Source organism: Plantactinospora sp. KLBMP9567 (assembly GCF_033446045.1).
Lineage (GTDB): Bacteria > Actinomycetota > Actinomycetes > Mycobacteriales > Micromonosporaceae > Plantactinospora.
In genome coordinates, this window is sequence record NZ_JAWQRR010000006.1 from 152,616 (window position 1) to 174,758 (window position 22,143).

The 22,143-nt window shown below is 72.9% G+C and carries 20 protein-coding genes; 12 read left to right on the plus strand and 8 right to left on the minus strand.

Annotation, left to right across the window (positions count from 1 at the left end; all coding sequences use genetic code 11):
• Positions 1 to 157: 157 nt before the first annotated feature.
• Positions 158 to 1,759, plus strand: coding sequence for a pyridoxal phosphate-dependent decarboxylase family protein (locus tag R6Y94_RS03505; RefSeq protein WP_318394282.1), 1,602 nt, complete (start codon positions 158 to 160; stop codon positions 1,757 to 1,759).
• A gap of 151 nt (positions 1,760 to 1,910) precedes the next feature.
• On the opposite strand, the gene R6Y94_RS03510 is transcribed toward R6Y94_RS03505, so the two are convergent.
• Both R6Y94_RS03510 and R6Y94_RS03515 read right to left on the minus strand, forming a co-directional pair.
• A complete protein-coding gene (locus R6Y94_RS03510; RefSeq protein WP_318394283.1) occupies positions 1,911 to 3,068 on the minus strand; it encodes a GlsB/YeaQ/YmgE family stress response membrane protein in 1,158 nt (385 codons plus the stop codon).
• Positions 3,065 to 3,478 (minus strand): PadR family transcriptional regulator, encoded by a 414-nt coding sequence (locus R6Y94_RS03515; RefSeq protein WP_318394284.1) that lies wholly within the window; start codon positions 3,476 to 3,478, stop codon positions 3,065 to 3,067. The genes R6Y94_RS03510 and R6Y94_RS03515 overlap by 4 nt, the downstream gene beginning before the upstream one ends.
• Positions 3,479 to 3,526: 48 nt before the next feature.
• Between R6Y94_RS03515 and R6Y94_RS03520 the strand changes: the two genes are divergently transcribed.
• Together R6Y94_RS03520 and R6Y94_RS03525 are read left to right on the plus strand one after the other, a co-directional pair.
• On the plus strand, positions 3,527 to 3,778 hold the full coding sequence (locus R6Y94_RS03520) for a GNAT family protein (protein WP_318394285.1): 252 nt from the start codon (positions 3,527 to 3,529) through the stop codon (positions 3,776 to 3,778).
• A 57-nt stretch (positions 3,779 to 3,835) separates the two neighbouring features.
• Positions 3,836 to 4,201: a hypothetical protein gene (locus R6Y94_RS03525; RefSeq protein ID WP_318394286.1), complete on the plus strand. Its 366-nt coding sequence runs from the start codon at positions 3,836 to 3,838 to the stop codon at positions 4,199 to 4,201.
• Positions 4,202 to 4,789: 588 nt separating this feature from the next.
• Here the strand turns inward: R6Y94_RS03525 and glnA are convergent.
• Complete coding sequence (gene glnA / locus R6Y94_RS03530) at positions 4,790 to 6,214, minus strand: type I glutamate--ammonia ligase (RefSeq protein WP_318394287.1); 1,425 nt, start codon at positions 6,212 to 6,214, stop codon at positions 4,790 to 4,792.
• Between the two features lie 364 nt (positions 6,215 to 6,578).
• Here glnA and R6Y94_RS03535 point away from each other — a divergent pair, with 364 nt between their 5' ends.
• The 3 genes from R6Y94_RS03535 to R6Y94_RS03545 all read left to right on the plus strand — a co-directional run bounded on the left by R6Y94_RS03535 (position 6,579) and on the right by R6Y94_RS03545 (position 8,564).
• Positions 6,579 to 7,013 carry an RDD family protein gene (locus tag R6Y94_RS03535; RefSeq protein ID WP_318394288.1) on the plus strand — a complete coding sequence of 145 codons (435 nt, stop codon included), beginning with the start codon at positions 6,579 to 6,581 and terminating at the stop codon, positions 7,011 to 7,013.
• A 259-nt stretch (positions 7,014 to 7,272) separates the two neighbouring features.
• On the plus strand, positions 7,273 to 8,340 hold the full coding sequence (locus R6Y94_RS03540) for a LacI family DNA-binding transcriptional regulator (RefSeq protein WP_318394289.1): 1,068 nt from the start codon (positions 7,273 to 7,275) through the stop codon (positions 8,338 to 8,340).
• 2 nt (positions 8,341 to 8,342) lie between these two features.
• On the plus strand, positions 8,343 to 8,564 hold the full coding sequence (locus R6Y94_RS03545; RefSeq protein ID WP_318394290.1) for a hypothetical protein: 222 nt from the start codon (positions 8,343 to 8,345) through the stop codon (positions 8,562 to 8,564).
• Positions 8,565 to 8,570: 6 nt separating this feature from the next.
• Here the strand turns inward: R6Y94_RS03545 and R6Y94_RS03550 are convergent, their stop codons facing one another.
• A complete protein-coding gene (locus tag R6Y94_RS03550) occupies positions 8,571 to 9,263 on the minus strand; it encodes a DUF4191 domain-containing protein (protein ID WP_318394291.1) in 693 nt (230 codons plus the stop codon).
• 263 nt (positions 9,264 to 9,526) lie between these two features.
• Between R6Y94_RS03550 and R6Y94_RS03555 the strand changes: the two genes are divergently transcribed.
• Both R6Y94_RS03555 and R6Y94_RS03560 read left to right on the plus strand, forming a co-directional pair.
• A complete protein-coding gene (locus tag R6Y94_RS03555; RefSeq protein WP_318394292.1) occupies positions 9,527 to 9,712 on the plus strand; it encodes a hypothetical protein in 186 nt (61 codons plus the stop codon).
• Positions 9,713 to 9,867: 155 nt separating this feature from the next.
• The gene (locus R6Y94_RS03560; RefSeq protein ID WP_318394293.1) at positions 9,868 to 12,798 is read left to right on the plus strand and encodes a helix-turn-helix transcriptional regulator; all 2,931 of its coding nucleotides are present in this window, start codon (positions 9,868 to 9,870) and stop codon (positions 12,796 to 12,798) included.
• 18 nt (positions 12,799 to 12,816) lie between these two features.
• Here the strand turns inward: R6Y94_RS03560 and R6Y94_RS03565 are convergent, their stop codons facing one another.
• Positions 12,817 to 14,292 (minus strand): NAD(P)/FAD-dependent oxidoreductase, encoded by a 1,476-nt coding sequence (locus R6Y94_RS03565; protein WP_318394294.1) that lies wholly within the window; start codon positions 14,290 to 14,292, stop codon positions 12,817 to 12,819.
• A gap of 174 nt (positions 14,293 to 14,466) precedes the next feature.
• A complete protein-coding gene (gene lipA / locus R6Y94_RS03570) occupies positions 14,467 to 15,495 on the minus strand; it encodes a lipoyl synthase (protein ID WP_318394598.1) in 1,029 nt (342 codons plus the stop codon).
• 559 nt (positions 15,496 to 16,054) lie between these two features.
• On the opposite strand from lipA, the gene aspS reads away from it, so the two are divergent.
• Positions 16,055 to 17,347 (plus strand): aspartate--tRNA(Asn) ligase, encoded by a 1,293-nt coding sequence (gene aspS, locus R6Y94_RS03575; RefSeq protein WP_318394295.1) that lies wholly within the window; start codon positions 16,055 to 16,057, stop codon positions 17,345 to 17,347.
• 25 nt (positions 17,348 to 17,372) lie between these two features.
• Here aspS and lipB read toward each other — a convergent pair whose 3' ends face one another.
• Positions 17,373 to 18,029, minus strand: a complete 657-nt coding sequence (gene lipB / locus R6Y94_RS03580) for a lipoyl(octanoyl) transferase LipB (protein ID WP_318394296.1) — start codon at positions 18,027 to 18,029, stop codon at positions 17,373 to 17,375.
• 137 nt (positions 18,030 to 18,166) lie between these two features.
• On the opposite strand from lipB, the gene R6Y94_RS03585 reads away from it, so the two are divergent.
• Positions 18,167 to 18,634, plus strand: a complete 468-nt coding sequence (locus R6Y94_RS03585) for a hypothetical protein (protein WP_318394297.1) — start codon at positions 18,167 to 18,169, stop codon at positions 18,632 to 18,634.
• 79 nt (positions 18,635 to 18,713) lie between these two features.
• On the opposite strand, the gene R6Y94_RS03590 is transcribed toward R6Y94_RS03585, so the two are convergent.
• Positions 18,714 to 20,543 carry a DUF2079 domain-containing protein gene (locus R6Y94_RS03590; protein ID WP_318394298.1) on the minus strand — a complete coding sequence of 610 codons (1,830 nt, stop codon included), beginning with the start codon at positions 20,541 to 20,543 and terminating at the stop codon, positions 18,714 to 18,716.
• Positions 20,544 to 20,661: 118 nt separating this feature from the next.
• Here R6Y94_RS03590 and R6Y94_RS03595 point away from each other — a divergent pair, with 118 nt between their 5' ends.
• Positions 20,662 to 21,639, plus strand: coding sequence for an ATP-binding protein (locus R6Y94_RS03595; protein WP_318394299.1), 978 nt, complete (start codon positions 20,662 to 20,664; stop codon positions 21,637 to 21,639).
• A gap of 101 nt (positions 21,640 to 21,740) precedes the next feature.
• Entirely contained in the window at positions 21,741 to 22,133 is a 393-nt protein-coding gene (locus tag R6Y94_RS03600; protein WP_318394300.1) for an SCO5389 family protein, read from the plus strand.
• The last annotated feature ends 10 nt before the right edge of the window (positions 22,134 to 22,143 follow it).

Consider the following 22,143-nt stretch of genomic DNA (forward strand, 5'->3'; position numbering starts at 1 on the left):
CGGTTAGCCGACGGCGTGGCGGCGGCGCGACCACCGGCGGGCAATTGGCCCTGCCGCCACGGGACGCGAAGGTGGCAGGGTGGGACCGGCCCCGGGTGCCGGCCGGGGTGGTCGGTGCGCCACAGGCCGTGTGCGCCCGCGAGCAGAGGAGGAGCGCGTGGGCGACCCGTTACACGACCGGGACTCGGCGGCGGCGGTGCTGCACCAGGTGTACGCGGCCGCCGGCCCGTACCTCGACTCGCTCGCCGACCGTCCCGTGCACGACCGGGCTACCGAGGCGCTCCTGGCCGAACTCTCCGGACTGACCGAGCCCGACCGGCCCACCGCCGACGGCGGGTTCCCAGCCGGTACGACGCCGGGCGGCGCGACGGGTGACGGCGGCCCGGCCGGCGGTGCGGGCCTGACCGGCGGTGCGGGCCTGGGAGGCGGGGCGGGCCTGGCCGGCGGGCTGCCCGAGCGGGGAGTCGGTTCGGCAGCCGCCCTGGACCGGCTGCTCCGGATCGGCACCGCCACCGCGATCCACTCCTCCGGGCCACGCTTCTTCCACTTCGTCGTCGGCGGTGCCACCCCGGCCGCGCTCGCCGGTGACTGGACCGCCGCCCTGCTCGACCAGAACGCCGCCTTCCGGGCCTCCTCCCCGCTTGCCGCGGAGCTGGAGGCGATCGCGCTGCGCTGGCTGCGCGAGCTGTTCGGGCTGCCCGACCGGTACGGCGGGGCACTCGTCGCCAGCGCCACCTTCGCGAATTTCACCTCGCTGGCCGTGGCCACGCACTGGTGGGCCGAGCAGCACGGCGTGGACGTGGCGGCGGACGGGCTGGTCACGCTGCCCCGGATGCCGGTGCTCTCCGGCGGCTACGTGCACGCCAGCGCCCGAAAGGCGTTGCAGATGCTCGGCCACGGCCGGGACACCGTCGAGGTGTACGCCCGGGACCGGGTGGGCCGGGTCGACCTGGCGGCGATCGAGCGGCGCCTCGCCGAGCTGGACGGGCCGGCGGTGCTGATCGCCAACGCCGGTGAGGTGAACGCGGGCGACTTCGACCCGGTCGACGTACTCGCCGACATCGCCGAGCGGTACGGTGCCTGGTTGCACGTGGACGGCGCCTTCGGGCTGTTCGCCGCGCTTTCGCCCCGCACCGCCGGGCTGGTACGCGGGATCGAGCGGGCCGACTCGATCGCCTGTGACGGGCACAAGTGGCTCAACGTGCCGTACGAGAGCGGGTTCGCGTTCCTCCGCGAGCCGGCCCGGTTGCCGGTCGCCTTCGGGATGCCCGGCACGACGTACCTGCCGGGGCCGGGAAGTCCACTGTGGTCCGGGCAGCCCGGGCCGGTTGACTACGCCCTGCACGGGCCGGAGTCGTCCCGCCGGGCGCGGTCGATGCCGATCTGGGCGACCCTGGCCGCGTACGGGAGGGAGGGCCACCGGGCGATGGTGGAGCGGCAGCTCGACCTGGCCCAGCGCCTCGCCCGGCTGGTGGACGAGGCACCCGACCTGGAACGGCTGGCCGAGGTGCCGCTCTGCATCGTCTGCTTCCGGGCCGCCCCCGGGCACGTGCCGCCGGAGGAACTCGACGATTTCAACCGACGGCTCGGTGCGGCCCTGCTCGACGACGGCCGGGTCTTCGCCGGCACCACCGTCTACGACGGCAGGGTCGCGCTCCGTCCGGCGATCGTGAACTGGCGGACCACCGAGGCGGAGGTCGATCTGCTGGTCGAGGTGGTACGCGAACTGACCGCCCGGCTCGCACCCCCACCGGCCTGAGCCCCGCGACCGCGCCGACCCCGCCGGGCCCGGTCGGTCCGCAACCCCAATCGGATGAGGGGCAAACCGGATCAGGTGATGACGGACCCGATGGGATGACGGTGGACCCCATCATGTGACGGTGGGGCCGGTCATGTGACGGTGGGGCCGGTCATGTGACGGTGCCCGGGGTCGCGGTGCCGGGTCGCCCGTCGACCTCGGCGACGTGCCCACACATCGGACACGGCCCGGCGGCCGGCGCCTGCCGGGTCGCCCGGTGCCGGACGCCCCGTGCGGCGATCACCGCGAGCAGCGTCCCCAGCCCGAGCAGGGCGAGCGCGACGGCCGTCGTGGCGAGCGCCGGGAAGTCCACCTGCGACCAGTACGCCTCGGCGACCTGCCGGATCCCGAGCAGGCTGGCCGGGGTGAGCAGCAGCAGGAAGGCCCAGAGACCGTCGCCGTCGCCGAGGGTCGCCCGGAGGAGCGCGATGGCCAGGGCCAATCCGAGGACCAGCCCACCGGTCATGCTCAGGATTTCCGAGGTTGAGTGGTAGCCGGTGAACCAGATCCCACCGGCCTCGGCGAGACGGAAGAGCAGGGCCACGATGGTGCCGGCCAGCGCCCCGAGCACCGGCGGAATCCGGCCCGTCCAGCCGGGCCGGCCGGGCAGCGCCAGCGCGGTCAGGCCGAGCGCGAGCACCGGCAGGAGCACGAACAGCGGCGGCCGGGCCAGCCCGGTCAGCAGGGACACCAGCGGCGTGGCAAGGGTGAGCAGCACGGCGCCGCCGACGGTCCGGCGGGCCCAGCGGGCTCGTAGCACCGCCGTGGCCAGTCCGGCCAGCAGCCAGCCGGCCCAGACGAACACGCCGAGGGTCTGCGCAGGGCCGACCATCCCGGTCAGCACGACGCCGTCGGGCAGCGTAGTGAACTCGACCTGGTAGAGCAGGAATGCCGCGAGCGCGGTCAGGGTGGCCAGCGCGCCGACGGCGGCGATCGGCAGGCCGGCGACCAGTTCCGACGCGCCCTGCTCGCGGAGCCGCTGGCGCAACCCGCCGCGCAGCACGTCCCCTGCGTCGGCCGGGGAGGGCCAGCTCCGCCCCGCCCCGGCCAATTCGAGGTACGTCCCGACCAACTCGTCGCCCCGGGCCGCCCGGTATCCGGCCGGATAGGCGTGCAGCAGGCGGCGGTATCGGCGCTCCAGCGGTGTTGATGTCGCGGCCGGGTCGGTCCCCGTACCCTCTGCGGGCTGGTCGGTCCCGATGGCCTCTGTGGGCCGGTCGGTCTTCGTGCCCTCGTCGGGCCGGTCGGTCGGCTCGGGCTGCCGGGTCATGCCGGACCCCCGGCGAGCCGGACGGCCGAGGCGGGACGGACGCCGGAGCCGCATGCCGCTGCGGCGGAGCCCGGCGTGGTGCCGGCGGCGCGGTCCCGGAGGCGCCGGCTCGCCGCCTCGACGTTGCGGCGCAACCGCTCGGTCTCGGCGGCGAGCACGCTGCCGCCGGTCTCGGTGAGCCGGTAGTAGCGGCGGAGCCGCCCGCCGACGATCTCCTCCCGGTCCGGCTCGACCAGGCCCTCGTCGGTGAGCCGGTCGAGAGCGCCGTAGAGGGTGCCGGGCCGCAGCGTCAGCCGGCCGTCGGAGAGCGCAGCGACCTCGGTGACGATGCCGTAGCCGTGCATCGGCTCCCGGGCGAGGGCGGTGAGGATCAGGAACGTCGGTTCCCGCAGCGGAACGGGTGTGATCATGCGGGGAGCATATCGGTTGCCGAGCTATAACGGTGACGAAGTTATCGAATGCGGCTACTGCTGCTCCCCGCCGCCCGCGCAGGCGTGGCTCCCCGCGCGCTGACGGCCGTCACCGCCTGGGTACTTGGCGAGGCCGGCTTCCGCCGGCTGCATCTGACCCACTCCACCCGCAACGACGCCTTCTGCCGGGTCGCCTCGAAGGCGCGATTCCCACTGGAAGGGATCACACCCAGCGAGGCCGTCCATTCCGACGGCCGCCACGACATGCATCTGCACGCCCATCTCCGCAGCGACAACTGACTCATCGCCGAAGTAGGTACGACCGACCCTGCAGCGACGGGCAGTTATCCTGACCGCATGTGCCGGTACTCCGAGACCTCATACAAGGTCCATTACGTGTGCGTGCCGTGCCGGCGCAGCAGCAAGCAGCCGTGGGACGGGGTGGCCCATCCGTGTCCGCAATGCCGCGCACCCATGGTGCTCGCCGGCCACGATTTCGCCGCTCCCAGACGCCGGGACACCTCCGCTTGGGCAGCCGTGGCGGCGGTGCTTGCCGCAGGACTGCGCTACGAAGGGTTCGAGACGTGCGGCTGCGGGCGCGAGCCCAAATTCCGGCCGCGTACCAGCGCGCAGGTACGCCAGCGCCGCCGACTGGCCGTCCGTCGCGGCGTCGCGCTCGCGGACATGCTCGCAGCCCGCGATCCCTATCGTGACGGTGCCTAGAGCGTTCCTCGCGGCTGCCCGTTCCCATGCGGGTTCGGGATTCCCTGACGACTCGACGCCAGACCCGCCGACAGAGCCACCACGGCCCGGGTTCCGGAACTGAAGCAGACCACTACCCTCATCACGGCCCCCCGCACTCAGGTTCGTGTTCGAGGAAGCTTCAGAATTCGCGAACCCGAGGGCTTGGGCCGGTAATCGACCCGTCCGCTGTGTCCGGCACTGCGTCGCCCCGGTGCCGGCCGGGCACCATGCGTCGGCGACGGCGCTCCGACCGGCGTCGGTGACCGTCGAGACAGGTAGGCGGCGGGACAGTGCGGCACTGACAGCATGAGTGGTCCCCGACCGTCCGAGCGCGGACGTACGGTCGTCCCGCTCAGCCCACCGGCCGGTCGCCGTTGACCTGGATCACCGGAGCCGCCGCAGCGGTCGTCCTGCCCGGCGTCGGAATCGGCATTTCCGGACCTGGAGACAGTGCGGCGCGCCGCTGACCGAGCCCCTGGCGGGGGTGGTCGACGGCGCGCCCAACGTGCCTGTGTCGGCTGTGCCCTGGGCCGTGCGGGTGGCACGACCCAGGGCCGGCGGTTGGTCCTAGACGTCGAAGTACATGGCGAACTCGTGCGGGGTCGGCCGCAGTCGGACCGGGTCCACCTCGTTGGTGCGCTTCCACTCGACCCAGGTGGAGATCAGGTCGGGGGTGAAGACGCCACCCTCCAGCAGGAAGTCGTGGTCGGCCTCCAGCGAGTCGAGCACCTCGGGCAGCGAGCCGGGCACCTGCTTGACCGAGCCCCACTCCTCCGGCGGGAGGTCGTAGAGGTCCTTGTCGATCGGCTCCGGCGGCTCGATCTTGCTCTTGATGCCGTCCAGACCGGCCATCATCATCGCCGAGAACGCCAGGTAGACGTTGGCCGACGGGTCCGGTACCCGGAACTCGACCCGCTTCGCCTTGGCGTTGCTGCCGGTGACCGGGATGCGGGTGCAGGCGGACCGGTTCCGCTGCGAGTAGACCAGGTTGACCGGGGCCTCGAAGCCCGGGACCAGCCGGCGGTACGAGTTGACCGTCGGGTTGGTGAAGGCCAGCAGTGACGGGGCGTGGTGCAGCAGACCGCCGATGTACCAGCGGGCGGTGTCGGAGAGGCCGGCGTAGCCCGTCTCGTCGTAGAACAGCGGCTCGCCGTTCAGCCAGAGGCTCTGGTGGGTGTGCATGCCGGAGCCGTTGTCCCCGAAGAGCGGCTTGGGCATGAAGGTCGCGGTCTTGCCGTTCGCCCAGGCGGTGTTCTTGACGATGTACTTGAAGAGCTGGAGCTGGTCGCCCGCGTGCAGCAGGGTGGAGAACCTGTAGTTGATCTCAGCCTGGCCGGCGGTGCCCACTTCGTGGTGCGAGCGTTCCACGGTGAAGCCGGCGCCGAGCAGCCGCTGGACGATCTGGTCGCGCAGGTCGGCGTAGTGGTCGACCGGCGGTACCGGGAAGTAGCCACCCTTGTAGGGGGTCTTGTAACCCCGGTTGCCGCCCTCCTCCTCGCGACCGGTGTTCCAGGCGCCCTCGATCGAGTCGATGTAGTAGAAGGCCTGGTGTGCCGAGGTCTCGTGCCGGACGGAGTCGAAGATGTAGAACTCGGCCTCCGGGCCGAAGTACGCGGTGTCGGCGATGCCGCTGGCCGCCAGGTAGGCCTCCGCCTTCTTCGCCACGTTGCGCGGGTCCCGGGAGTACGCCTCGCGGGTGAACGGGTCGTGGATGAAGAAGTTCAGCGCCAGCGTCTTGTTCGCCCGGAAGGGGTCGATGAAGGCGGTGGCGACGTCGGGGAGCAGCAGCATGTCCGACTCGTGGATCGCCTGGAAGCCACGGATCGACGATCCGTCGAAGGCGAGACCGTCGGTGAAGACGGATTCGTCGAACGACTCGACCGGCAGGTTGAAGTGCTGCATCACGCCGGGCAGGTCACAAAAACGAACATCGACGAACCGTACGTCCTCGTTTTTGAGGTATCGCAGGAGTTCCTCGGGGTTGGCGAACACACGTCCTCCTGGCACGTCCACTGATGGCTAGGCTGGTGGCGACGCTATGGCCATGCGATTGCCCGAGCATGTCTCTGATGTTTCTGCCGTGTTACGTCGTCTGCGGAGCGTGATCCCCGCAGGTGGACGCCTCGGGTCTACTCCGGGATGATACTCCGGTTTGGTCGGTTAGCCGAGTTTGCCGCGTTTCGACCTGGGTGGACGTGGTCGGCACAGGGCTGCCGGCGAGCCGGGCGTACCGGTCGCCGGAGGCGTCGGTGGAGCTGGCGGGAGGTGCCGCCGGGCCGGCGTCCGGAGTGACCGGCGTCCCGGTCGGCGGAGCCTGGCGGAGGGTGATCGCCGTCGGCCGATACCCTGGTTGACCATGGCAGCACAGCAGAACAGCGGCGCTCCGCTCGCGCCGGCGGCCGACCCGACCAGCCGGCCGCCGAGCCTGGCGCGTCGGTTCGGTGCGCTGAGCATCGACTGGATCCTCTGCCTGCTCGCCACCAACCTCTACGCCGACCCGATCGCCGACAGTTGGGCTCCGGTCCTCACGCTGATCGTCGTCTACGGCTTCTTCGTCGGCCTCTTCGCGCAGACCCCGGGCATGCGGGTGTGCCGGCTCAGATGTGTCGGGTACGCCGACGGTGGCCGGATCGGCATCCTTCGCGCGCTGCTCCGGGGTGCCCTGCTCGGGCTGGTGATCCCGGCCGTGATCATGGACGACCGCAACCGTGGCCTACACGACCGGGCGGCTGGCTCGATCGTGGTGCCGATGCCGCCGACGGGCCCCGCCGGCTCCGAACCGGCACGCTGAAGCCCGCCGAATCGCCCGGCTGAAGGCTCCGAGCCGGCCTGCTGAGGGCCCTGAACCGGACCGGCCGAGGGCGCTGCCCTGGCCTGCTGAGGGCTGTCGAACCGGATCGGCTGGGGGCTCCGAGTCGATCGACAGACTTCGTCCCGGCGCACTGCGGGTTCGTCGGAAACCATCCCGGGATTTCCTCTGGCGCATCGCGCTGGACGAGCGTACTGTATCGATTCAGAAGGTCTACTGGATCGATACAGAAGGTGGACCGGTGAAGCCGACACTGCAGACCGTGGCCGACGCCGTGGGCGTCTCCCGCAGCACGGTCTCCAACGCGTACAGCCGGCCGGACCAGTTGTCACCCGCGCTGCGGGAGAAGATTCACGAGGCGGCCCGCCGGTTGGGCTATCCGGGGCCGGACCCGACGGCACGATCGCTGCGCCGGGGCCGGGTCGGTGCGATCGGCGTGCTCTTCACCTCGGCACTCTCGTACGCCTTCACCGACCCGTACGCGGTGCAGTTCCTCCGGGGCATCGCCGAGACCGCCGAGCGGTACGGCAGCGGGCTGCTGCTGGTCCCGCTCTCCGAGTCGGAGGAGGAGGCCGGCATCCAGGCGGTCCGGAACGCGGCGGTCGACGGGTTCTGCGTCTACTGCGTACCGGCCTGGCACGGAGCGCTGGACGTGACCCGGTCCCGTGGCCTGCCGACCGTCGCCGCCGAACGCCCGGCGGGGGCGGAGCCGGACACCATGTACGTGGGGATCGACGAGGCCGCCGCCGCCCGTACCGTCGGCAGTCACCTCGCCCGGCTCGGTCACCGCCGCGTCGCGGTGGTCTCCGACTTCCTGGTCGCGCAGCGCCGGACCGGTCCGGTCAGCGTCGCCGACCCGGCCGAGATCCGTTACGACGTCACCCGCGAGCGGCTGCGGGGCTTCGCCGAGGGGCTGGCCGAGGGCGGCGTCGGCTGGCAGGACCTGCTGCTCTGCAGCGCCGGCGCGAACAGCCGGGCCGATGGGGCGGGCGCGGCGGCGTACGCGCTGGATCGCGCGGACCGGCCCACGGCGGTGCTGGCCGTGACCGACCTGCTGGCACTCGGGGTGCTCGACGCGCTCGCCGCCCGGGGTCTGCGACCCGGCCGGGACGTCTCGGTCACCGGCTTCGACGACATCCCGGAGGCCGCCGCCGCCGGGCTCACCACGATCCGGCAGCCGGCGGTGGAGAAGGGCGCGATCGCCGGCCGGCTGCTGCTGGATCCGCCCGAGGACCCCGCCGCCCGTCAGGTGCTACTCCCCACCGACCTGGTCGTCCGCGCCTCGACCGGTCCCGTCGAAAGGAAGTGAACATGGATCCCGTCGGCTACCACCTCGCGCTCGGTGCGACCGAGCGGCACGTCATGTCCGCCCGGCCGGACGCACCGGTCCGGCCGGACCGGAAGTCGATCCCGGGCAGCGACCCGGGCCGGTTCCGGCGGAGCACGGCGGCGATGCTGCGGCAGGTCGCCGACCGGCTCGCCCCGGCTCAGCCGGTGTTGCCGTCCTCGGCCAGCCGGGCCTGCACGTCGTGACCCGGGTTACCGGCCGCGCATCTGCCGGAAGGCCCCCTTGGGCGGGCGCATGTTCTTCGGGATCGCGCCCTTCGGCAGCTGCGGCCGGGCCGCAGAGAGCGCCTTGAGCCGCTTGTCGAGGGCGTTCACGTCCTTGCCCTTGAGGTTCGGCGGCAGCCGCAACAGGGTCGTACGCAGCTTGCGGATCGACAGTTCGTCGTCGCCCTGGCCGATCAGGTAGTCGTAGAGCGGGGCGGTGCCGATCACCTTGGCGAGCCGCCGCTTCTCCTGGCCGAGCAGGCTGCGGGTCCGCTGCGGGTTGCCCTCGCCGAGCAGGATCACCCCGGGCTTGCCGACGACCAGGTGCACCATGTCCATCTGGGTGGTGGAGCTGACCGCCGGCGTTACCCGCCAGTCGCCCCGCATGCTCTCCAGGATCGAGGCCGCCGCCCCCGGCTGCCCCTCGGCCGCGTTCATCATCGCCCGGTTGGAGCGCAGGTTGAGCACGATCAGCAGGGCGAGCAGCGCGAGCAGGATGCCGATCGGCAGCCACAGCCAGCCCCAGGCCATGACCGCGACCACGGTGAGCGCGAGCGGGACCAGCACCGCGACGGCGCCGAGCGGCACGAACCACTTGTCGCGTTTGGCGGTGAACGAGAACACCATCCCGATCTGCTTCAGCCGCTGGCCGAACGACACCTTCTCCTGCGCCTTTGCCATGCAACGGAGTCTAGTGGGCCGGGGCCGCCCGCCCGATCCCCGGCCGGGCCCCGGCCCCGAGCCCACCGCGGGGCGACATCGCCTTCGAGGGGGCGGGCGCCGGACCGGCCGGGTAAGGACCTTACGGGGGCGCGGCGTCGTAACGGGGCGGAAGTAAGGAGGCCGGCACAGCAGACATGAGGCGGCGCACCAATGCGCCCGGGGTGCCTTCCGGCGAAGAGTGGACATCAGCGACGAGAACCGGACCGAAATGGAGCTCAGCGATGTTCAGCACCGACGCGCACTTCCTGCTCACCCTGCACCGTACCCACGCCGACGAGCTGCGGGCCGAGGCCGACGCGGCACGGCTGGCCCGCTCGGTGGTCCGAGGCCTCCGGCGGGACCCGACCCGGGCCGCGCGGAGACGCCGGCTCGACACCGCCGCGTCCCAGGCACCGGCCGCCGAGTGAACCTTTTCCCACCTGAACCGCCCGGCGCTCACGCCGGGCCCACCGGACTACCCGGGCGGCCGGCGCCGCCCGTCGGGGGTCCCGGTCCGCCGGGCGGCGCCGGGGCGGGACCTCGGATCTTCGGGGATCCCGCCCGCCGTGGCATTCTCGATTCCGTGACCACTCGTGCCGCCAGCAGCGTGCTCGTCGGCCGTCAGTCCGAACTCGCCGTCCTGCGCGACGCGCTCAAGCGGGTCCGGGCCGACGAGCCGATCGCGCTGCTGGTGGGCGGTGAGGCCGGCGTCGGCAAGAGCCGGCTGATCGAGGAGTTCGGCCGGGGCGCCGTCGCCGGCGGCAACCAGCTCCTCGTCGGCCAGTGCCTGGAACTCGGTGAGCAGGGCCTGCCGTTCGCGCCGTTCGCCGCCGCACTCCGCCAGGTGCTGCGCCGCGACGGTGCGGCGGCCTTCCAGGGGTACGAGCGGGAGTTCGCCCGGCTGCTGCCCGAGCTGGACCGGCTCGCGCCGGTGCCGGCCGGTGCCGACACCCGCACCGCCCCGGACGGGCCGGGGCTCTCCCTGGACCCGCACCGGGGCTACCTCTTCGAGCTGGTCGCCGGGCTCTTCACCCGGCTCGCCGCCGAACGCCCGCTGGTGCTGGTGATCGAGGACCTGCACTGGGCCGACCGGTCGACCCGGGACCTGATCGCCTTCCTGGCCCGCGCGGTCCGGCCGGCCCGGGTACTGCTGATCTGCACCTACCGCTCGGACGAGCTGCACCGGGGGCATCCGCTCCGCCCGTTTTTGGCCGAACTGGACCGGGCCCGGGGCGTCGAGCGGCTGGAACTGGACCGGCTCGACCGGGAGGGTACCGGCCAGGTGCTGGCCGACCTGTTCGGCTTCGAGCCCAGCGACCGGGCCATCGACACCATCCACGACCGGACCCAGGGCAATCCGTTCTTCGTCGAGGAACTCGCCGCGGCCAGCGACCCGAGCGGCTGTGCCGACCTGCCGGACACCCTGCGCGACCTGCTGCTGGCCCGGGTCGACCGGCTGCCAGAGCCGGCCCAGCGGGTGCTCCGGATCGCCGGGGCCGGCGGCACCCGGATCGCCCACGAACTGCTCGCCGAGGTCGCCGGGGTGCCGGAGACCGAGCTGGAGGAGGCGCTCCGGGCCGCCGTCGCGGCCCAGCTCGTGGTCGCCGATCCGGACGGCGGCTACGAGTTCCGGCACGCACTGGTCCGGGAGGCCGTACACGAGGATCTGCTGCCTGGCGAGCACGCCCGGCTGCACGCCCGGTACGCGGCCGCGATCGAGGCGGCGCCGCAGCTCGTCGCCGACGGCCGGGTCCCGGCCGAGCTGGCCCACCACTGGTACGCGGCACACGACTACCCCAGGGCGCTGACCGCGGCCTGGGCCGCCGCCGAGGCGGCCGGCTCCCGGTACGCGTACGCCGAGCAGGGGCGGCTGCTGGAGCGGGTACTCGAACTCTGGGAGCAGGTGCCGGACGCGGAGCAGCGGCTCGGCCGCAACCACCTGGCCGTGCTGGAGGCGACCCTCTCGGCGACCTCGACCGCCGGCGACTACAGCCGGGCGCTCACGCTGACCCGGGCCATGCTGACCGAACTGGACGGTTCGGCCGAACCGGTCCGGACGGCCAGGGTGCGGCTGCTGCGCGGCCGGCTGCTCCGGATCCTCGGCAAGTCCGACGGTGCCGAGGACCTGCGCGCGGCGTACGCGCTGGTCGCCGAGATCAACGGCGATCCGCAGCGGGTGCGGCTGCTCGCCGACATCGCCTTCCAGGTCGCCCGGGTGGACCGGGACGAGGGAGGCCGGATGGCCGCCGAGGCGGTGGCCGCCGCGACCGCACTCGCCGACGAGGACGCCGTGCTGAGCGCGACGCTCGCCGCCGGCTGGGTGTGCAGCCGCCAGGTTTCGGCCGACGTCGGGCTGGCCGATCTGCGCCGCGCGGTCAACCTGGCCCGGGCCGCGGGCGACCCGTCCGCCCTGGTGACCGCGCTGGTGGTCAGCTCCGACGCGCTCTGCGAGGTCGGCCGGTACGCCGAGTCCGCCGAGGCGGCCGCCGCCGGGTACGCCGAGGCGAGGCGGGTCGGGATCAGCCGGTCCACCGGTGCCTTCCTGCTCTCCAACCAGGCCGAGGCGCTGATCGCGCTCGGTCGCTGGGACGAGGCCGACGAGTTGTGCGGGCAGGCGGCCCGGCTCGACCTGCCCGGCATCACCGGCTACCACTGGTTGCAGTTGCGGGCCGGGCTGCGGCTGGCCCGTGGCCAGGCGGGTGCCGACGAGCTGGTCGCCCGGGCATTGGGCTTCCTCCGCCGGCCGTTCCTGCCGCTGGAGCTGCCGCTGTACGAGCTGCGGGTCGAGGCGGCACTGGCAGCCGGGGACGTCACGGTGGCGGTGGAGGCCGCCCGGGCCCTGCTCGCCCGCCGGCTCGACACCGACCCCCGGTACGCCTGGCCGGCGCTGGCCGCCGCCGCCCGGGCCGCCGTCGCGGCCGGGAACCGGGAACTCGCCGGGCGGGTACGGTCGGCTGCCGACGGGATCGCCGTCCGCTATCCGGCCGAGCGGGCGTACGCGGCCCAGGTGGCGGCGACCCTCGCCGACCCGGTCGGGGCGGTGCCGTGCTGGCAGGAGACGGTGGCGGCGTGGCGGGTGGACGGCCAGCGGTATCCGCTCGGCCGGGCGCTGCTCCGGCTGGCCGAGGCGGCGGCCGCGACCGGGGACCGGACGCTGGCAGCGGGCGCGATCGATGAGTCGGCGGCGATCGCGGGTGAGTTGGCGGCCGTACCGCTGGGGGAGCAGGCGGCGACGCTGGCCCGGCGGCTCGGGTTGCGGGCCGGGCCCGGCGCGGCGCCCGGCACCGACCTGCTCACCGCCCGGGAGCGGGAGGTGCTGCGGCTCGTCGCGGAGGGGCACAGCAACAGCCGGATCGCCGAGCGACTCTACATCTCGCCGAAGACGGCGAGCGTGCACGTGTCGCGGATCATCGCCAAGCTGGACGTGGCGAACCGGATCGAGGCGGCAGCGGTCGCGCACCGGCTGGGGCTGCTCGACCCGCAGACCCGGGACGGCGGTGTCCCCACCGGCTGACCGGCGGGTCGGCCGGGGTCAGCTCGGGACGGGGTCGCGGGGCAGCACCGGGGCGGCCCGGCCGGTGCCGTGCTCGCCCGGGCCCTTCTCCTCGTGGTATTCCTCTTCCACGTTCACCGTCCACACGTCGTGGTCGGTGCCGTCCAGGATGTTCGACACCGAGAGCAGCGCGGTCATCATCGAGTGGTCCGCGTTGTTGTAGCGGTGCATCCCGTTGCGGCCGACCGGGTGCACGTTCGGCACCTCGGCGGCGAGCCAACCACGGATCGTCGCGACGTTCTCCTTGTAGGCGAAGTCGTAGAACGGGTACGCGCGGGGCATCCGGACGACGTAGCCGGCCTCGACCGCGCCAGGGCGGATCAGGCCGAGCCGTTCCAGCTCGGCGGTGCCCAGGGCGACCAGGTCGGCGTCCGGGCTGTTCCACAGCTCGTCGCCGATGCTGAGGAAGTATTCCAGCCCGAGGCAGGTCCGACCGTCCTTGACCAGGTACGGCGACCAGGAGCCGAAGTTCTGGATCCGACCGACCTTCACCTCCGGGGCGTGGATGTAGATCCAGTTGTCCGGGAAGCTGAACTCGGCCGGTACCACCAGCGCGACGGTCAGGAAGTCGCGGTAGAACAGCTCCTTCGCGGCGGCGCGTACCGCCGGTGGGGCGGGCGGGTCCATCGCCAGCACCAGGTGCGAGATCGGCATCGACGACACCACGTGGTCGGCGTCGACCCGGCGCGCCCCGCCCGGCCCGTCGACGGTGACCGCGACCGCCCGGCCGTCGGCCCGGTGCACGGCAGTGACCCCGGTGTTCAGGGTGATCCGGCCGCCGCGCTTCTCGACGTGCTCGGCGCAGCGTTCCCACATCATCCCGGGGCCGTGCTTGGGATAGTTGAACTCCTCGATCAGGCTGGTGATGTCCTTCTGGTTGCGTTTCGGCAGCAGCGCGTTGAGTACGGCGCTGGAGAGCGACAGGTTCTTGATCCGCTGCGCCGCCCAGTCGGCGGAGAGTTCGGTGGCCGGTACGCCCCAGAGCTTCTCGTTGTACGTCTTGAAGAAGTGCTCGAAGAGCCGCCGGCCGAACCGGGCGGTGACCCAGCCGGCGAGGTGCGACTGGTCCTTCGGCGGCGCGACCTTGGCCCAGAGGTACGAGCCGACGCAGCGCAGCGCCTCGACGATGCCGAGGTTGCGCAGCGCGTTGCCGGCCCTGAGCGGATAGTCGTACAGCTTCCCGCGGTAGTAGATCCGGCTCATCCGGGGCCGGAGCAGGAAGTCCTCGGCGGGCAGGATCTCGTGCCAGAGCGCCTCGACCTGGGGGACCTTGGTGAAGAAACGATGCCCGCCGATGTCGAACCGCCAGCCGTCCCGTTCGACGGTACGGCTGATCCCGCCCACCACGTCGTCGGCCTCGAACACCTCGACGGTGGCGTTCCGCTTGGTCAGCTCGTACGCCGCGGTCAGTCCGGCGGGGCCGGCGCCGATGATCACGGTGTGGGGTGCTGTCATGCTTCTATTCATCACCTTCGACGTGTTGCCGGCAAGCACCTCCCGGCTGACGGCCGGAATCTAACACGGTGCGACGGCTCGGGCCCGGTTCGCCACCGGGCGTGGGCGAGCCGGGTCGAAGGTGGAAAAGAGCTGGCGGGGACCCCTGCCGGAGTTGCCGCCGCTGGCGGCGGGCTACCGGGCGGTGGTGCCGGCCGGTAGCGTCCGGGCCTCGACGGCCTGCTGGTAGAGCCGGCCGGCCCGGTACGACGACCGCACCAGCGGCCCGCTCAGCACCCCGGCGAAGCCGATCTCCTCGGCCTCCTCGCGCAGCTCGACGAACTCCTCCGGCCGGACCCACCGCTCGACGGGGTGGTGCCGGGGGGTCGGACGGAGGTATTGCGTGATGGTGACCAGCTCGCAGCCGGCCGCGTGCAGGTCACGCAGCGCCTGGGAGATCTCGGCGCGCTCCTCGCCCAGCCCGAGGATGAGATTGGACTTGGTCACCAGCCCGGCCGCCCGGGCCTGGCTGAGTACGTCGAGCGAGCGCTCGTAGCGGAACGCCGGCCGGATCCGCTTGAAGATCCGGGGCACCGTCTCGACGTTGTGCGCGAGCACCTCCGGCCGGGCGCCGAAGACCTCGGCGAGCTGCTCCGGGTTGCCGTTGAAGTCGGGGATCAGCAGCTCCACCCCGCAGTGCGGCAGCGCGTCCAGGGCGCCGTCGGCACCGGCCGGCCGCTCCCGACGGGTCAGCCCGTGGATCTGCCGGACCGTCTCGGCATAGAGCCAGGCGCCGCCGTCCGGCAGGTCGTCCCGGGCCACCCCGGTGACGGTGGCGTACCGCAGGCCCATCGCGACCACCGACTCGGCGACCCGGCGCGGCTCGTCCGCGTCGAAGTCGGCCGGCTTGCCGGTGTCGATCTGGCAGAAGTCGCACCGGCGGGTGCACTGGTCACCGCCGATCAGGAAGGTCGCCTCCCGGTCTTCCCAGCACTCGTAGATGTTGGGGCAGCCGGCCTCCTGGCAGACGGTGTGCAGACCCTCCCGGGAGACCAGCCCACGGAGCTGGGTGTACTCGGGACCCATCTTCGCCTTGACCTTGATCCACGGCGGCTTGCGCTCGATCGGCGTCGCCGCGTTGCGGGCCTCGACCCGCAGCAGCCGGCGCCCCTCCGGCGCGACGGGATGGCCGGTACGGATCTCCGGTGCGGTCACGACGCTCATCCCTCCGGCTTCGGCGGCGGTGGATGGCGCGGCTTGCTCGATGGTCACGAATCCGAGCCTACGCGCCAAGGGGTCGGCCGATCGACCGGAGGCGACCGTACTCACGTGCCGGACCAGGTGATACCACTCACGCCGGAAGCGGATACTGAACCTCTTTCAACCCGGGCAGCGCGGGTGCATGCGCCCCACGGCGGACCGCAGGGGGAGGTTGACGAAGGTTCAATTCGGTGTCGGAACGGTGGCCGGTCCGGCTAGCCTCCGGGCAGAGCGTTGACGGATCCGAGTACCACCCGACAACCGGAGTCCAGAGAGTCACCGTCGCTGGAAGGTGATCTCCGGCCGGGTTGGGAAGACCCTCCCGAGCTGCGGGAAGAACGGCGTCCCGGCGCCTGGTAGAACCCGCCGTCCGGCCCGCGTCACGGGCTACGAACGAGGCCGCCGGCCGTACGCCGGCGGTGAAGGTGTGGTGGCACCGCGAGTTCCCGCTCGCCCACACTCCCCGGGGCCTTACGACGAGGTCGGCTCGACCGCGTCGCGACCACTTCGAGGAGTACCGCAGGTGTCCCGTGTCCTCTCCACGTCCCTGTCCGCGCACGTCGGCGCGACCGTGACGGCCGCCGGCTGGGTGCACCGGCGCCGGCAGCTCAAGTCGGTGACGTTCCTGATCCTGCGGGACGCCGCCGGGCTCGCCCAGGTGGTGGTGACCGCCGCCGACCTGCGGGCCCGGCTGGCCGACCTGCCGGAGGAGTCGGTGGTGGAGGTGACCGGCCGGGTGGTCGGCAACCCCGCCGCGCCCGCCGGGGTCGAGCTGGTCGACCCGACGGTACGACCGCTCGGCGACCCGGCCGTGCCGCCACCGTTCGACGTGTACCGCCCGGAGCTGACCGCGGCGCTGCCCACCCAGCTCGACCACGCGGCGGTGGCGTTGCGCCACCCCGGCCGGGCCGCCGCGCTGCGCATCTCGGCTGCCCTGGTGGCCGGGTTCCGGGCGGCCCTCGACCGGCTCGGCTTCGTCGAGGTGCACACCCCGAAGATTGTCGCCGCGGCCACCGAGAGCGGCGCGAACGTCTTCGCCCTCGACTACTTCGGCCGGCCCGGCTACCTGGCCCAGTCGCCGCAGTTCTACAAGCAGATGCTGGTCGGGGTGCTGGAGCGGGTCTACGAGGTGGGGCCGGTGTTCCGGGCCGAGCCGCACGACACCACCCGGCACCTGGCCCAATACACCTCGCTGGATGTCGAGTTCGGCTTCGTCACCGACCAGCGGGACGTGATGCGGCTGCTCCGCGAGGTGCTGGCCGGGATGCTCGGCCGGCTCGCGGACCTCCCGACGCCACCGGTGAAGATCCCTGTGGTGCCGCCCGAGATCCCGGCGCTGCACTTCACCGAGGCGCTGGCCGTCGCCGGGGCGCCGCCGGACGAGCCCGACCTCGCCCCGGCGCACGAGCGGGCGCTCGGCGAGTGGGCCCGGGCCGAGTACGGGTCGGACTTCCTCTTCGTCACCGGCTATCCGCTGGCCAAGCGCCCCTTCTACACCCATCCGGCGACCGAGGACGCTCCGTCGGGCGGCCCGGCAGCGGCGTACTCGAACGGGTTCGACCTGCTGTTCCGGGGCCTGGAGCTGGTCACCGGCGGGCAGCGGCTGCACCGGTACGCCGACTACCTGGCCGCGCTCGCGGGCCGGGGCGAGCCGGTCGAGCCGTACGCCGGATATCTGGACGCGTTCCGGCACGGCATGCCGCCGCACGGCGGTTTCGCGATCGGGTTGGAGCGGATGGTGGCCCGGCTGCTCGGGGTGGCGAACGTCCGCGAGGTCACCGCGTTCCCGCGCGACCTGCACCGGCTGACCCCGTGAGCGGCGGAGTTCTGGACGTCGGGGGTCAGGGGAGCAGGGTCGGCAGGTGGCGCTCGACCACCGGCAGCACCTCGGCGACGGTGACCGGGCGGCCCAGTTCGGCGGTGAGCGAGGTGACCCCGACGTCGCGCAGCCCGCAGGCGACGATCCGGTCGTACGCGCCGAGGTCGCAGTCACAGTTGATCGAGAAGCCGTGCTGGGTCACGCCCCGGGCCACCCGGATGCCGATCGCGGCCACCTTGCGTTCCGGCCCGCGCTCGTCGGCCGGCACCCAGACCCCGCTGCGCCCCTCCACCAGCATGACCGTGCCGAGTCCCAGCTCGGTGCAGACGTCGAGCAGCAACTGCTCGGTACGCCGGACGAAGGCGACGACGTCCACCGGCAGCCCGGTGTCCGCTCCGGGGAGCGTGAGGATCGGGTAGCCGACGAGCTGACCCGGGCCGTGCCAGGTGATCTTGCCGCCCCGGTCCACGTCGATCACCGGGGTACCGTCCATCGGCCGGTCCCAGGGCTCGGTGCGCTTGCCAGCCGTGTAGACGCTCGGGTGTTCGAGCAGCAGTACGGTGTCCGGGCGCTCCCCGGCGACCACCGCCTCGTGCACCCGACGCTGTTCGTCCCAGGCCGCCAGATAGTCCAGGGTCCCGAGCCGGACGCTGGTCAACGCGGCAACAGTGCTGCTCACCGGTCCAGCCTAGTCGGCTACCGGCGGGTCGCTCCGGTTCGTGGCCGGAGTCACCGGACCTCGGCGATCGCTGCTGCCGGTACCGGTCCCCGGAGCCACGGGTCGCCCCGGCGGGCCGGTTCGGGCATGATGCCCGGGTGGATGCGCTGCTGATCGGGGTCGTTCTGGTGCACGCCGCGGTCGCGGCCCTCTGGCTGGGCTCGATGGCATACAGCCTCTTCGTGGTGCAGCCGAAGCTGTCCCGGATGGTCGACGACCCGGAGCGGGTGGAGGACGCGCAGCGGGTGCTGGCGCACGGCAACCGGTGGCCGGTGGTGGGGCTGGTCGGGGTGCTCTGGGCGACCGGGCTCGCCCTGGTGCTGCTGGCTCCCGAGCGGTCGGCCGGGTGGTGGGCATCGGTCGCCGGCCAGGCGGTGCTGCTGGCCGCCGCGACCGGCCTGTTCTGGTGGGTCTCCTGGCGGGGCTGGCCGCGCCGGGTCTTCGCCCTGCCGGCCGAACTGCCGGGGTTGGCCCGCCGGTTCCGCCGGGTCGCGGTGCTGATGCTCGCCCTGGTCGCCACCGCCTACGCCCTCGGGATCCTCACCGCGCACAACGGTCCGACATGATCCCGTGGCGCCATCCCGTGGCGTCCGGCGGGCCAGATTGCGGCCGGGGCGAGCCGGACGCCACGGGATCATGGCGGCGTCACGGCGTGAGGCGCCAGAGCCAGACGTCGGCTACCCGTTCCGGCGGACCCAGCAGCGCGGTGGTGACGTCGCGCAGCGCGTCGGTGTGGATCGGGAACTTCGCCCCGTGCACCCGGTCGGCCAGCACCACCGCCTCGACCCGCCAGTAGCGCAGGTCGGCCCGGGCGGCGGCCCGGTCGGCGTCGGTGATCACCGGCCGCTCGCCGGTCTCGGCCACCCGCATCAGCAGCGCGTCGGTGGCCCGGGGCACCGGCCCGATCCGGCCGCGGCCGTCCGGCCCGCCGGGGCCGAGGAAGAAGCCGGACGGGATGCGGAACTCGCCCTGCCGGTGACTCAGCGCGTACGCCTGCCAGCGTTGCCCGTCCGGGGCCAGGTCGAGGGTGAGCGGCAGTGGGGTGAGCACCCCGCCGGGCGAGACGTACTGCCGCCAGGTGCCGGCGGTGACGAACTCCGGGATCGGTTCCCGGGGGGTGCTGAGCAGCGGAACCGGCACCAGCGGCAGGAGTGCCACGGCGAACCCGGCCACCCAGCCGGCTCTGGCCCGCCGGGAAACCGGGCCGGCCCGGAGCAGGTCGACGGTGTGTGCCAGCAGCAGCCCGACCAGCGGCGCCACCACCAGGGCCAACCGGGACGGCAGGGCGGCGTTGAACACCGGCAGGTGGCCGAGCAGGGCGTACGGCAGCGGGACGTCGGTGTGCGCGCCGAAGATCTTCACCCGGGGGCCCCAGGAGAGTACGGCGAAGACCAGCGCGGTCACCCCGATCGCCCGTACGGTGGTCCGGCGCTGCGGGGCCGCGCGCCGCCACAGTACGACGAAGCAGAGTACGGCCAGCACCAGCAGCGGCAGCCCGAGGAACGAGTTCTCCTCGGTCGGGTTCGGTGCCAGCGAGGTGTCCAGCCCGGCCGCCCCGGCCAGGGTCCGCTGCGGGTACGCCCCGTACGCGGCGATGTCCTCGGCATGGATGACCGGGTCGAAACCGGTGCCGTGGAACCGCTGCGGGCCGAGGAAGTGCAGCCACAGCGGGTACGCCAGCAGCACGAACGCCACCAGGGCGGTGACACCGAGCCCGCGCAGGAAGTCCGGCAGCGCGGCCCGCGCCTCGACCCGGCGGCCCCGGTCCAGTGCCCAGGTGCCGAAGAAGACGCCGCAGGCCAGCGCGGTGAAGAAGAGTCCTTCGGCGGCGATCGAGAAGGCGATCGCGACCAGCACCCCGAGCAGCAGCCCGCCGGGCAGCCACCGGCCGGGCCGGCGCAGCCGGAGCACCCCCCAGAGCAACATCGGGACCACCCAGCCGGCGCTCCAGTTCAGGTGGGCGTTGGCGTGCGCGACGATGCCGGGCGCGAAGCCGATGAACAGCCCGCCGAGGACCGCGGCCTGGGTGCTCCGGACGAGTGTCCGGGAGAGCAGCCAGTACCAGCCGAACGCCGTGCCGGCGACGTTGCCGGTGAGGATCACCAGGAAGGTGGCCGGGGCGCCGATCAGGTAGGTGAGCGGGGCGAAGACGACGGCGTACACCGTGACCGAGGTGTTGACCGCCAGGTTGACCCCGTCCGGCACGTTCAGCAGGTCGGTGAAGAACGGGTTCTGCCCGTGGCTGAGCGCGTGTGCGCCGTACGCGAGCAGCCACTCGAAGAGGGCCTGGTCGCTGGAGTTGACGGTGATCGCCCGCCCGCTCGGGTCGGGCCAGAGCCCGCTGGTGACCCAGCCCGCTCCGACGATCGCGACCAGCGCGACGAGCAGGTCGGTCCGGCGACTCCGCCGGGCGCCCGAGGGCGCGGGCGACGGGGGTGAGGTCGGCCCGGCGAGCGCGGGCGGGGAGAGCGGCACGGGCCGGAGGTTACCAACCCCGGTCCGACACGCCGAGGATGCGGGCAACCTTGACGGATCTTATGGAAATGATTTCCAATTGGATTAACGTCGCAGAACGCACCGGAGGACCCGTACCGTGAAAATCTCGTTCGTCGGCAAGGGCGGCAGTGGCAAGACCACGCTGGCCGCCCTCTTCGCCCGGCATCTCGCCGCCGCCGGCCCGGCCGACGGCGGTCCGCCGCCGCTGCTCGCCATCGACGCCGACATCAACCAGCACCTCGGGACCGCGCTCGGCGCCACCGAGGCGGAGGCGGCCCGGCTGCCGACGCTCGGCGACCACCTGCCACAGATCAAGGAGTACCTGCGCGGCGAGAACCCGCGGATCTCCTCGGCCGCCGCGATGGTCAAGACCACCCCGCCCGGCCGCGGCTCCCGGCTGCTGCCGATCGACGGCGACAACCCGCTGTACGCGGCGGTGGTCCGCGAGGTGGCCGGCGTCCGGCTCGCCGTGACCGGCCCGTTCGGTGCCGACGACCTCGGGGTGTCCTGCTACCACGCCAAGGTGGGTGCGGTGGAACTGCTGCTCAACCACCTCGTCGACGGCCCGGGGGAGTACGTGGTGGTGGACATGACCGCCGGGGCCGACTCGTTCGCCTCCGGGCTGTTCACCCGGTTCGACGCGACCTTCCTGGTCTGCGAGCCCACCCTGCGCAGCGTCGGCGTCTACCGGCAGTACGTCGGCTATGCCCGGGAGTACGGCGTCCGGGTGCACGTGGTCGGCAACAAGGTCGACGACCACGGTGACGTGGAGTTCCTGCGCCAGCACGTCGGTGCCGACCTGCTCACCTGGCTGACCCGCTCCGACTACGTGAAGGGCGCCGAACGGGGTGTACCGGCGCCGGTGTACACCCTGGAGCCGGGCAACCGGGCCGCGCTCGACCTGCTCCGGGCCACCGTCGACGAGCAGGTGCAGGACTGGGCGACCTTCCAGCGGCACGCGGTGGAGTTCCACCTGCGCAACGCGGCCGCCTGGGCCAACGACCGGGTCGGCGAGGACCTGGCCGGCCAGGTGGACCCCGACTTCGTACCCGGGCCGCAGGCGCCGGTCCGCTGACCGCCGCGCCGGCCGGTGCCGCGACCGGTGCCGGCCGAGATGTGCCGCCGCCCCGGGCCAGCCGGCCCGGGGCGGGTCGAACCCACGACAGGAGGAGAGAGATGTCCCTGGACGTACCCACCGCACTGCTGGAGCGGGCCGAAGCCGGCCAGGTCGACGACGAGGAGTTCGTCGACTGTGTCCGGCGGTCCCTGCCGTACGCCTGGGCGGTGGTCTCCGAGGTCTCGGCCCGGGTCCACGCGACCACGGCCGACTACGCCGACCACGCCGTACCGCCGCCGAGCGAGGCGGAGCGGGGCCAACTGCTCCGGGCACTGGCCAGTGACGCCATCCGGGGTGGGCTGGAACGCCACTTCGGGGTTCGCCTCGCGTTCCAGAACTGCCACCGGGTGGCCGCGTTCCGGCCGGCGGCGGTGGGCGGCACGACGTACCAGTGGTTCGTCTCGCCGCTCGCCCAGGTCCGCAACCAGTCCCCGGAGCTGCGCGACTGCTGACCGGGAGGGC

Excerpts from the sequence above, each read along its gene's own strand:
- R6Y94_RS03510 (WP_318394283.1), bottom strand. The coding sequence starts at position 3,068 with ATGACCCGGCAGCCCGAGCCGACCGACCGGCCCGACGAGGGCACGAAG.
- R6Y94_RS03515 (WP_318394284.1), bottom strand. The coding sequence starts at position 3,478 with ATGATCACACCCGTTCCGCTGCGGGAACCGACGTTCCTGATCCTCACC.
- R6Y94_RS03520 (WP_318394285.1), top strand. The coding sequence starts at position 3,527 with ATGCGGCTACTGCTGCTCCCCGCCGCCCGCGCAGGCGTGGCTCCCCGC.
- R6Y94_RS03525 (WP_318394286.1), top strand. The coding sequence starts at position 3,836 with ATGTGCCGGTACTCCGAGACCTCATACAAGGTCCATTACGTGTGCGTG.
- R6Y94_RS03535 (WP_318394288.1), top strand. The coding sequence starts at position 6,579 with ATGGCAGCACAGCAGAACAGCGGCGCTCCGCTCGCGCCGGCGGCCGAC.
- R6Y94_RS03545 (WP_318394290.1), top strand. The coding sequence starts at position 8,343 with ATGGATCCCGTCGGCTACCACCTCGCGCTCGGTGCGACCGAGCGGCAC.
- R6Y94_RS03550 (WP_318394291.1), bottom strand. The coding sequence starts at position 9,263 with ATGGCAAAGGCGCAGGAGAAGGTGTCGTTCGGCCAGCGGCTGAAGCAG.
- R6Y94_RS03555 (WP_318394292.1), top strand. The coding sequence starts at position 9,527 with ATGTTCAGCACCGACGCGCACTTCCTGCTCACCCTGCACCGTACCCAC.
- R6Y94_RS03565 (WP_318394294.1), bottom strand. The coding sequence starts at position 14,292 with ATGACAGCACCCCACACCGTGATCATCGGCGCCGGCCCCGCCGGACTG.
- lipA (WP_318394598.1), bottom strand. The coding sequence starts at position 15,495 with ATGAGCGTCGTGACCGCACCGGAGATCCGTACCGGCCATCCCGTCGCG.
- R6Y94_RS03600 (WP_318394300.1), top strand. The coding sequence starts at position 21,741 with ATGTCCCTGGACGTACCCACCGCACTGCTGGAGCGGGCCGAAGCCGGC.